Origin of the sequence: Nostoc sp. S13 (genome assembly GCF_029379315.1) — a bacterium.
In the GTDB taxonomy this organism is placed as follows: Bacteria; Cyanobacteriota; Cyanobacteriia; order Cyanobacteriales; family Nostocaceae; genus Nostoc.
The window spans coordinates 26,200-35,860 of the sequence record NZ_JAQYWQ010000074.1; the positions used below are offsets into that span (position 1 = coordinate 26,200).

8 protein-coding genes and 1 tRNA gene are annotated in these 9,661 nt (G+C 41.6%); 6 read left to right on the forward strand and 3 right to left on the reverse strand.

All coding sequences use genetic code 11. From position 1 onward, the window contains the following. Nucleotides 1–153: 153 nt before the first annotated feature. Nucleotides 154–227, reverse strand: a tRNA-Val gene (locus PUQ00_RS21050). 352 nt (nucleotides 228–579) lie between these two features. Between PUQ00_RS21050 and PUQ00_RS21055 the strand changes: the two genes are divergently transcribed. Together PUQ00_RS21055 and PUQ00_RS21060 are read left to right on the forward strand one after the other, a co-directional pair. Further along, a complete protein-coding gene (locus tag PUQ00_RS21055) occupies nucleotides 580–993 on the forward strand; it encodes a DUF1636 family protein (RefSeq protein WP_300420340.1) in 414 nt (137 codons plus the stop codon). Nucleotides 994–1,272: 279 nt separating this feature from the next. After that, nucleotides 1,273–2,019 carry a cobalt-precorrin-6A reductase gene (locus PUQ00_RS21060; RefSeq protein WP_300420343.1) on the forward strand — a complete coding sequence of 249 codons (747 nt, stop codon included), beginning with the start codon at nucleotides 1,273–1,275 and terminating at the stop codon, nucleotides 2,017–2,019. A gap of 142 nt (nucleotides 2,020–2,161) precedes the next feature. Here the strand turns inward: PUQ00_RS21060 and PUQ00_RS21065 are convergent, their stop codons facing one another. Further along, nucleotides 2,162–3,061 carry a beta-1,6-N-acetylglucosaminyltransferase gene (locus PUQ00_RS21065; RefSeq protein ID WP_300420325.1) on the reverse strand — a complete coding sequence of 300 codons (900 nt, stop codon included), beginning with the start codon at nucleotides 3,059–3,061 and terminating at the stop codon, nucleotides 2,162–2,164. A gap of 127 nt (nucleotides 3,062–3,188) precedes the next feature. Between PUQ00_RS21065 and PUQ00_RS21070 the strand changes: the two genes are divergently transcribed. Next, nucleotides 3,189–3,347 (forward strand): hypothetical protein, encoded by a 159-nt coding sequence (locus tag PUQ00_RS21070; RefSeq protein ID WP_300420327.1) that lies wholly within the window; start codon nucleotides 3,189–3,191, stop codon nucleotides 3,345–3,347. A gap of 445 nt (nucleotides 3,348–3,792) precedes the next feature. Here PUQ00_RS21070 and PUQ00_RS21075 read toward each other — a convergent pair whose 3' ends face one another. Further along, nucleotides 3,793–5,559 (reverse strand): hypothetical protein, encoded by a 1,767-nt coding sequence (locus PUQ00_RS21075; RefSeq protein WP_300420330.1) that lies wholly within the window; start codon nucleotides 5,557–5,559, stop codon nucleotides 3,793–3,795. 649 nt (nucleotides 5,560–6,208) lie between these two features. Between PUQ00_RS21075 and PUQ00_RS21080 the strand changes: the two genes are divergently transcribed. The 3 genes from PUQ00_RS21080 (at nucleotide 6,209) to PUQ00_RS21090 (ending at nucleotide 9,519) form a co-directional block, all read left to right on the forward strand. Beyond that, nucleotides 6,209–7,435 (forward strand): succinate--CoA ligase subunit beta, encoded by a 1,227-nt coding sequence (locus tag PUQ00_RS21080; RefSeq protein WP_300420332.1) that lies wholly within the window; start codon nucleotides 6,209–6,211, stop codon nucleotides 7,433–7,435. An 89-nt stretch (nucleotides 7,436–7,524) separates the two neighbouring features. Continuing rightward, nucleotides 7,525–8,409 carry a CoA-binding protein gene (locus PUQ00_RS21085; protein WP_300420334.1) on the forward strand — a complete coding sequence of 295 codons (885 nt, stop codon included), beginning with the start codon at nucleotides 7,525–7,527 and terminating at the stop codon, nucleotides 8,407–8,409. 429 nt (nucleotides 8,410–8,838) lie between these two features. Beyond that, a complete protein-coding gene (locus tag PUQ00_RS21090; protein WP_300420337.1) occupies nucleotides 8,839–9,519 on the forward strand; it encodes a RibD family protein in 681 nt (226 codons plus the stop codon). Nucleotides 9,520–9,661: the final 142 nt, after the last annotated feature.

The following is a 9,661-nucleotide window of genomic DNA, read 5'->3' on the forward strand; positions in this document are numbered from 1 at the left end:
TACGTTGACATTATCGCTATAGTCTCTGTAAATAAATGACATTAATCTGTCACTGGCACTTAAACGACATCAATTTGTCCCGACGACAGTTAATTAGTCCCAACGACATTATATCTGTCACCGACGACAAATAATTAGTCACTGTACAACAAATGGACGTAACTGGATTCGAACCAGTGACCTCTACGATGTCAACGTAGCGCTCTAACCAACTGAGCTATACGTCCTTAACCACACAATTATTAATACTAGCATATACTTCTGTGTTCAGGCAAGATAAAGACCCAAATCAGGCGAATTCTATAATTTGACATCTTGCACCTGTGACAAAAACCGGGTTTCTAGCATTGGTAATATGCTTTTCTTAGATCACCCTAGTGTATGATCGATAAGGTTATTCGGTTCTGGTAGGAATCAGCTACCAGAGGTAACTCTTAAAGTTCGGGGCAAATCCGGCGCTTGGGAGCAACTGTGAACTAATTTGAGATTAAGGAACTAAGTAATCGAAAATCCCAAATTGAGTAAGTCAGGATGCCCACCGAAATAGATTTATCACTTCCACATATCTGCGAGGTACAGATGACTACTACTGTAAATATTTCCCCAACTAGTTCCTTGGGTGTTGCTGACCATACTTTATTTGTTTGCAAAACTTGCGCTAGCATTTGGCAAGATGGAAAACGCTTAGGTGAAAGTGGCGGTGAAAAACTTCTACACCAACTTCAGCAGCTTGCACAAAATTGGGACTTACGAGATGAATTCCCAATTCAGGAAGTTCAATGCATGAGTGCTTGTAATCGTTCCTGTGTAGTGGCCTTTGCTGCCAAAGGCAAATTAACATATTTATTTGGTGATTTAGCCGTTGATGGTAGTGCATCTGCGGTACTAGAATGTGCTAGTCAATACTATGTGAAAGCAGATGGTTTACTACCTTGGTCAGAGCGTCCAGAAGCTCTGAAGAAGGGCATTTTGGCAAAGATTCCACCTTTATGAAGAATAACTCAGAAGTCAGGAGTCAGAATTCTTTCTGAATTCTGTACGAGTAGCTGATAGCGGAGCGGTAGCGACTCCGCGAGCGTCTGAGTATAAATTAAAACCTTCTAACCTCGTGGGCAAAAGGAAATTCAAATATTCTTCCTTGTTAAAACTTTATCCCTGTCTTACAAAGTTCAGATGCCTGCGGCGGGCTGTGCCAACGGCGGAAGCCGCCGCTCCGACTTTGCGCTTTATGGGTAGAGTATTCTGAATCCTGACTCTTTTTTTATCTCAATGATGCGCGTTTTGATTCTGGGTGGAACGGGAGATGCCGCAGAACTAGCTGCCAGAGTGGCGACTATCCAAGGGTTAGAAGCAATCACGTCTCTAGCCGGTCGCACCCGTAAACCATCAGTTCCGTTGGGCGATTTACGGGTTGGAGGCTTTGGTGGTGTGGCTGGATTGGCTAGCTATATGCGAGTAATGCAAATTGACTTATTAATTGATGCAACCCATCCTTTTGCTACCCAGATTTCATTCAATGCGGCAGATGCTGCAACCGAAGTCGGAGTACCCCGTCTGATGTTAATTCGTCCGCCTTGGGAAAAAGTAAGTGGCGATCGCTGGATTGAAGTTGACAGCGTTGAAGCCGCAGCAGCATCTGTAGCAAACCAGGCACAGCAAGTATTTTTGACAGTTGGTAGGCAAGAACTCGCCGCTTTTGCTCATCTAGAGAAAATTTGGTTTCTGATGCGGATGATTGACCCCCCTACCGATGATGCTTTAGTACCACCGGGAATGATATTGTGCGATCGCGGGCCTTTTACCCTCAATAATGAGAGACAAATCCTAATTCACAACAACATTGATACTATCGTCAGTAAAAATAGCGGTGGCGATGCCACAAACCCCAAGATTATTGCAGCGCGAGAACTGAACCTGAAGGTTGTTATGGTAAATCGTCCAGCCATACCGCCAGGGGAACAAGTTACTGATGTTGATGGTGCTTTGGCATGGCTATTTGATAAGTTGCATAACTGCTGATCAGACAAGGAAAAAACCAACTGCCGCATTAGAGCAGTTTTCATTTATTTGAATCACATCTGTCGTCGGGTCATAGCATTGCTCATAAGTGTCAGCTTAGAGCAATCGCCATGTAATTCAAAATTTATTTGCTTTTTTAAGCTTAACCCAATATTATTTTATCAATCATATTTAATATATCCGGGTCTTTCGTCATATCAAACTTCCTGGCAAATAGTTTTTCGGATTCTCTAATTTTCTCAAAATCATTTTTTTCTAAAATTTTGGGGTGACCGGAATAATCATTAGGCCACTCTATATATGTTAAGTAAGTGTTAATAATTTTTTCCTGAAAAGGTGAATTTACAATTAGAATCTGGTAAAACAATTCATCTGGACAAAAAGTGTAATTAAAACGGTTAACAAACTTAGGGTTTTGCTTCACAAAATCATTTATCCATTTTATACATTCTCCTGTTAAGCACCAAAATGTTGAACCTCCATAAAGAGCAAAACCTTCAGGCAATTTACGTCTTTTCGGTACAAGCAAAAGTAACAATGAATACAAGAAAGAGTTAATACGAGATTTAAACTCACGCTTTTCAGGGATACGATAAATCTTATTGTTCCAACGGATATACCAACATTCTAATCTTGTTAAACCCCCATGCCATAGAGCATAAGGTAGTGGGAAATACTCTATAAATTCTTTACCTTTATTCTCTTGAAAAAACTTTTTAATCTGTTCATTTGACTTAATCAAATAGTCTTGACCTGATAAATATATAACATAATCGAAGTAAGTATCTGTTTCAACTATTGATTTTATTCCTTCAAGACTAGCTCTGAGAAGACCAAAACTTGCCCATGCTGAACGGTATCTCTTTATGAAAGAGATATTTGGATAATCCTTGAATTGAGTCCGTACCTGATGATAAAACTTATTATCAGATTTTTTATCTATGTGGATAAAAAATACAACATCATCTGTGTTTAGTTTGTAAATAAGACGTAATAATTGTTCTGGATATTTATGCGCCAAAATTATATATGCTATTCTCATCAAAACTGCCTTGGTAAGATTACCGCTAGAATCGCGTCAGAATGGCTTGAAACCCGTCTTAATGTCATACTGCCAATGAAGGAAGATATAATTAAGTCATATCAAGCCTTTATATTGGTATAACCGATTGGCAAGTCCAGAAGCGATGAAGCAATTATCTCACCTTGTGGGCAATCAGGTACTGCTTTATTTAGGAATGACTGACGGGGGTAGATGCGTCAAAGAACGCTCTATCATAGATGTACTAAGTAGTGTATTAGTCGATATCGATATTAACGGCTGTTAGGAAAACGGATTAAACCAATTCGCAATTCGCAATTTGCAATTCCGTTTTGTGACGGCGATTTTAATTAGGCAGCAGGTTTTAATGCCTGTAGAGGCAGGGGAATTAAACTGAATATACTTTGTTAAAAAATCAAATATTTCCTATCGGTAATCCATCTATAATTGCATCTCCAATAACTTTTTGAGAATCGGAAAAACAGTACAGTAAATATCTCATACCTGGTTTGTTGAAATCTCTCTTAGTTTTTATTAGTAAATAAGATGCGTTTGCCCTGGAGAGAGGGAGAACCTCTTAGGAATACTGACTTTGATTATATAGGAAGTGGCGCGGCAGAGCCGCAAGAGCAATTTTCTGCAAAATCTAAAATTAATTGACAGAGCTAGTGACTTGATTGCTCTTTTCAATCTAAAATATAAAATCAAAAATTGTGTAACTCCTAACTCTTCTACCCAGCTAAAGTCCGCGTATAAATTACCTGACCTTGGGAATCATAGAGGAAAAGAGACAGGTTAGCATTGTCACTAATTACAGCTAAAGCTTCCCGTAAGATTTGCAAGTGATTGGTGACATCAACAGCAGTATCCGAGTTTTTAGAATAAGGATTACCCAAGTTATTTTGCCTTAGTTGGTTATACTCAGAGGTGAGCCGGACAATAATTATTGTGTTGTCTATGCTAAATGTGCAAATCCGAATTCGATTAATACAGGTTTTATCTAAGTCGGTACGAGTTTGTTGCAAACTACTAACAACTTGGAGTTTTTCTTGTGCTTGTTTGAGGGCTACTGAATAGGGTTCAATGAGAGACTGAGCCTGAGTGTAGTACAAGCTATCTTGGGAAACTTTTTTAGCAGTTTGCAAAGCCTGATCCCAGTATGTTGCTGCTGCTTGCCATTGCTTTTGTTGCTGATAAACTTTGGCTTGGTTGGCAGTGCTAACGGCTTGTTGGTAGGTTTTAACAGCAAATCCTTCTTTTGTAGCGCGATCGCGTGCTGCGACTAGTTTAGGTTTATAATCTATCAACAGCTTTTGGGCTTCTTGGTATCCAGCGCTAGTTTGAGGAATGGTATTCAAGGCATTAACTACCACCAGCCAAGTAAACTGCACCTTTTGCAATTCATTCAAGGATTTAGCAGTAGTTTCCTGGTTCTCGGCGGCGTTGGCTACAGCTTTTGCTGCTGTTAGTTTTTTCAGCCATTTTTCCTCAATAAATATCTGTTGATTTACAGCATGCAAACGGACACGATAACTAAGTAATTTACCTTGCACCAGTCCATAGAGTTCACTACTGGAACTTATAGTTTCTAGTGGCCCTATAGCCTGTCGCCATAAGTGTTGCCTAGCTTGTAATTCCTCTAGGCTATATCCAACTTTTTGTGCCGCCAAGGATGCCGACTGCAAAGCCTTGATCACCAGGTTGATTTTTTCTGCTCGTCCAGACAAACTTGCTTTTAGTTCTTCTGACACCTGATAACGGGGCGACCAACTAGGAATTACATTCAGGGCTGCACTGGTTGCTGCAAGTTGCTGTTGTACAGCAACTAATTCTTTTTCAGAGCTGGCGCGGCGCATCAGTTGCGGAGATTTTGTTTTTAATTGCTCGGCATTTTGTATTTCTTTACACTCAGACATCACACAAGGGCGAGTCAATAAGTAAGTACTACCGCCTAAGACTACAATTCCTATCAATGCTGCACCCAGTAGGATAGGTTTGACTTGGAATGCTGGCTTTGAAGCCGACAAATTCGGCGCATCTGCAAACGGGTCAAACGGTTCTTCCTCTTTAGTCTCATCGATTGATGGAAAATATGTCAAAGATGATGAGGGGGATGAGGAAGATTTTGCTCCCTTATCTCCGCCTGCTCCCTTATCTCCGCCTGCTCCCTGATCTCCCCCTGCTCCCCATCCCCCCGTCTGCTTCAACGCTAAAAAACATTTGGCATAAGGGAGTTGTTCGCCAAAAACTCTGAGGAAACATTGCACCCTCTGCTCTTTGTAGGGTGCTAGAGACTGAAGTACTTCCTCAATTACTGCAAAGATTAATTGAGCGTCAACTATTACATCTGATGTATGTTGCGTTAAAATCATTAACCTGTCTTTATTGACGGCACACTGAACCTCGAAGACTTCAGACGTTGATACTTCTACAAGTAATTGTTCCTGCAAAGTTTTGGCTAAAAGCTGTAAATCTTCCTGCTGGACTGCTACTTTCATAGAGCTTTCCCGCTAAATTTCTATATTGTTTTGATTATCTTTAAGGGGATGAAATAAACTTTTTAGGTTTGTTGAATGCTAATGCACGGTTTAACCAACCACAGTCTGAAAATCTGAACGACCAACTTTCTAACACAAATTCTGACTTTTCACCAAAAATTAAAAAAGCAGTTATTGTTCGCGTTGCTACATTTTTAGAGTGCTAAATACAAAAATAAATAATCTATCTTCAGATATAAATTACAACTAAAAAATGGGAATAATAGAGTTTTTGGGTATTTTCACTGCATTATTTTGCGACAATTAAATTCACAGGAGCTACTGCCCGACAAAATTCTGGTTGCAGAGCAGTCGTGACAAAATTATCCAAAGGTTAAGAAAAGGATGCTGTGTCAGAGGGTTTTGACAGAAATGCTAGCTATCTTCTATGCTGGGAAACTTACTAAGGAGATTAATTACGTGTTCTGGCTCTGGCACAAACAGGTTGAATATCAAAATTAATGTGCTTCATTTACTGAATTCGATAAAATTGATCGGAGAAAAATAAATTTTTATAGCTGCCAAAAGCTTAATTCTGCAATAAAGGTGCTGCAAAATATTAAGACAGCACTAAGCAAAGGCTGGGAAAGTCTCAATACAAGGTGTATCAATGGATTTATTAGAGTACCAAGTTAAAGAATGGTTTGGGAAGATAGGCATTCCTGTATTGCCCTCGCAACGAATTGACCATCCTACAGATTTGAAACGTTTAAAAATTCGTTTTCCAATTGTACTGAAATCTCAAGTACATGGAGCGGAGCGGGCAAAAGCTGGTGGAGTCAGGTTTGCGGAGACGACAATCGACGCGATAGCAGCTGCTCAAAATATCTTTAGTTTACCAATATGGGGCGAATTGCCGGAAGTTGTGCTGGCAGAATCCCAATACGATGCCACTCAGGAATTTTATCTAGCGGTGGTTTTAGACACTGCTGTTTGCCGACCAGTGCTTTTAGGTTGCAAAGAAGCAGACATTGATTGGGAATCGGCTGGGGAAAGAATGCACTATGTCGTTGTAGATCAGGAATTCTCGCCATTTTATGCCCGACGACTGGCTTTGAAAATGGGTTTGCAAGGGACGCTGATGCAGTCGGTAAGCAGCGTTGTCCAGAAGATGTACCAGTTATTTGTGCAAAAAGACCTGGATTTAGTCGAAATAAATCCCTTGGCAGTCAGTGCGACTAGTCAAGTTATGGCTCTTAATGGTAAAGTCAGAGTCAACGAACGGGCGATCAAGCGTCATCCCGATCTTGCCGAGATGGCGGCAAAAATTATCAGTCGTCATACCAGTACTGAAATCAACGGTATTTTGGGCGACTGGGATGGTGTGCAAATGCATGGGAAAATCGGTATTTTAGGTAATGGTACTGGTTCAGTGATGGCAACTTTGGATTTAGTCGCTAATGCTGGTGGCAAACCAGGTGTTTGTTTGAATCTACGTCATGCTTTCCTCACAGATACTACACCAACTACCTTCCGCGATCGCCTAGAGACAGGTCTGAAAATCCTGGAGGCTGACAAAAGCATTCAAGTAATACTAATTAACTTTATGGGTAGCATTCCTCAAACTGAGGAAGTGGCTGAAGTTATAGCCAGAGTTGTGCAGCAAGACAACAGCGAACTTCAATCACACGTTGGACATTCTAATGGTAGTAAAAGTCGGCGAGAGCGGAATTTTTCACCCTTAGTTGTCCGTCTTGCTGGTTCTGAATTTAATGTTGCTAGAAAATATTTAGCAACACTAAAAACCTATAGCGACGCGCTCCTGGTGGTAGAAAATTTAGATGAGGCAGTGGCGGCAGCAGTTCGTCTTGCTAAACCAACGGCTAATAAGAAGTAGTCAAGAGAGCATTGAGAAACGGAGTAATCCGCCATTATTTTCAGACTAAATGCTATGGCACTGGGTTGCCAAACTTACGGTAATTTTTTATGAACCTAACGCCAGACAGCAAAGTATTAATTCAAGGCTTTTGTGAATTTATATCAGGCACTCATGTTGCTCAAATGAAAGCTTATGGCACGAATTTGGTAGCTGGTGTCAATCCTGGATGTGGCGGACAGGAACTGCATGGACTGCCAGTCTTTGACTTAGTAGAGGAAGTAATAGAACAATTTGGGGTAATTGACACGACAGTTATCTGTGTAGATCCTTACGACGTGCTAGATGCGGCATTAGAAGCGATCGCATCTCATATTTGCCAGATTATTATTATCACTGCTGGCGTGCCGCCTTTGGATATGGTGCAATTACTCCGCAAAGCCGAAGCCTGTGAAACTTTGGTAATCGGGCCAAATAGTCCGGGAATCATTGTACCAGGAAAAATTCTCTTAGGGACTCAACCCAGCGAATTTTATAACCCTGGTTCCGTGGGGATCGTTAGTCGTAGCAGCACTCTCACCTACGAAATCGCCTACGAATTAACAAAAGCAGGTTTGGGGCAGTCGATTAGTGTCAGTATTGGTAGTGATCCGATCGTCGGTTCCTCATTTCTCCAATGGCTGCAAATTCTCGATGAGGATGAAACTACAGAGGCGATCGTTTTAATTGGTCAACCCGGTGGTGGTAGTGAAGAAGCAGCAGCCCGGTACATTGCTGAGGCAATTGATAAACCAGTAATTGCCTACATTGCAGGCAGACAAGCACCACCAGGAAAAAGTTGGCGTCAAACTGGGACTTTAGCAACAGTTATCGGACGCGATCCTAACTTTGGCACAGCCCAAAGTAAATTAGCTGCTTTCAAAGAAGCGCAAGTTTCAGTAGCTGAACGTCCTTCTCAAATTCCAGAATTATTGAGAAAGGAGATTAACTTATAGACATAGGCGTGAAAAAGAATATAGAGATGTGGCAGTTCTACGTCTCTACTCATTCTTAATAAATAGATGTTACAAAAAGCTTCTGTACGTTTAATGTTAAAAATCTTAACTGTTTCGCCGTAAGTCCTCCACGCTCATTTGGTACTCCAAATCAGTGGCGGGATATAAGGCGGGTGATGACTATTGCATCTAGTATTGCTTTTTTGCAAAGTAAAAACAAATACGCTTATGTATGATAGCGCCACGGAGAGCGAATCATCTCCCTACAGCCCTTCTCAAGACAGGAGACGCTGTTCGCGTTCGGGCATCCTACGGCAGGCGCTAGAGTGCCGGTCGAGTAAAAGTAGTTGACAAATTATGGAGACTGTGTAGTAAAAAAGTTAAAAAATTCAAAAAGGTAAAATTATAAAGAACCGTCAGAACGTAATCATGTCAGCTATTCAAACAACTGTAGTTCTTGCTATGACGGCCGATGGAAAGATTAGCGCCGTAGATCCGAAAGCGCCTCGTGATTCCGATGTAGCTGATCAAGCACACTTGGAGTATCAAGTTTCCCTTGCTGATCTAGTCTTGGTAGGAGCAGGGACGATTCGGGCTGATGGGTCAACCTATACAATTCGCAATCCCGAACTGTTGGCAGCACGTCAGGTTCGGGGTCAGTCTCCCCAGCCCATTACCTGCGTTGTCTCAGGTTCCCTTGACCTATCGCTGGACTTGCCTTTTTTGAGCCAGGATATTGAGCGATGGATATTTACGACACGGACTGGTTTGGAGCGCAATTCTGATGCAACAACCTTGCAAAAACTGGCTGAATTAATTGATTTGGGAGATACAAACCTGGACTGGGATCGGGCCTATAGCTTGATGGCAGAGCGGGGTATTCACAAGGTCGTTGTTTTGGGAGGCGGCTCTTTAACAGCTGCTTTAGTAAAGGCAGGGCGAATTGACGATTGGTGGTTGACAATTTGGCCCGTCATTTATGGAGGTAAGGACGCTCCTAGCCCAGTGGAAGGAGAGGGTTTTGTTCCCAATGCTGCTCCTCATCTCCAACTCATCGAAACTCGTCAGGTTGGAAGTGAGTTGTTTTTACACTACCTTACACTCGACTGAGAATGCGCTGCTAAAATTAAGCGCATTCATACTAAAAAAGCGCCCTCCCAATCTGGGAGAGCGCTTTTTGATTTAGCTAAACTTTACTATTTAACCGTTGATAGCAGGAGCGGTTAGAGCCACAGGAGCAAAATCACCAGCA

Bases quoted from the DNA above. Each gene is read 5' to 3' on its own strand.
- PUQ00_RS21055 (WP_300420340.1), top strand. From the start codon at position 580: ATGACTACTACTGTAAATATTTCCCCAACTAGTTCCTTGGGTGTTGCT.
- PUQ00_RS21060 (WP_300420343.1), top strand. From the start codon at position 1,273: ATGCGCGTTTTGATTCTGGGTGGAACGGGAGATGCCGCAGAACTAGCT.
- PUQ00_RS21065 (WP_300420325.1), bottom strand. From the start codon at position 3,061: ATGAGAATAGCATATATAATTTTGGCGCATAAATATCCAGAACAATTA.
- PUQ00_RS21075 (WP_300420330.1), bottom strand. From the start codon at position 5,559: ATGAAAGTAGCAGTCCAGCAGGAAGATTTACAGCTTTTAGCCAAAACT.
- PUQ00_RS21080 (WP_300420332.1), top strand. From the start codon at position 6,209: ATGGATTTATTAGAGTACCAAGTTAAAGAATGGTTTGGGAAGATAGGC.
- PUQ00_RS21085 (WP_300420334.1), top strand. From the start codon at position 7,525: ATGAACCTAACGCCAGACAGCAAAGTATTAATTCAAGGCTTTTGTGAA.
- PUQ00_RS21090 (WP_300420337.1), top strand. From the start codon at position 8,839: ATGTCAGCTATTCAAACAACTGTAGTTCTTGCTATGACGGCCGATGGA.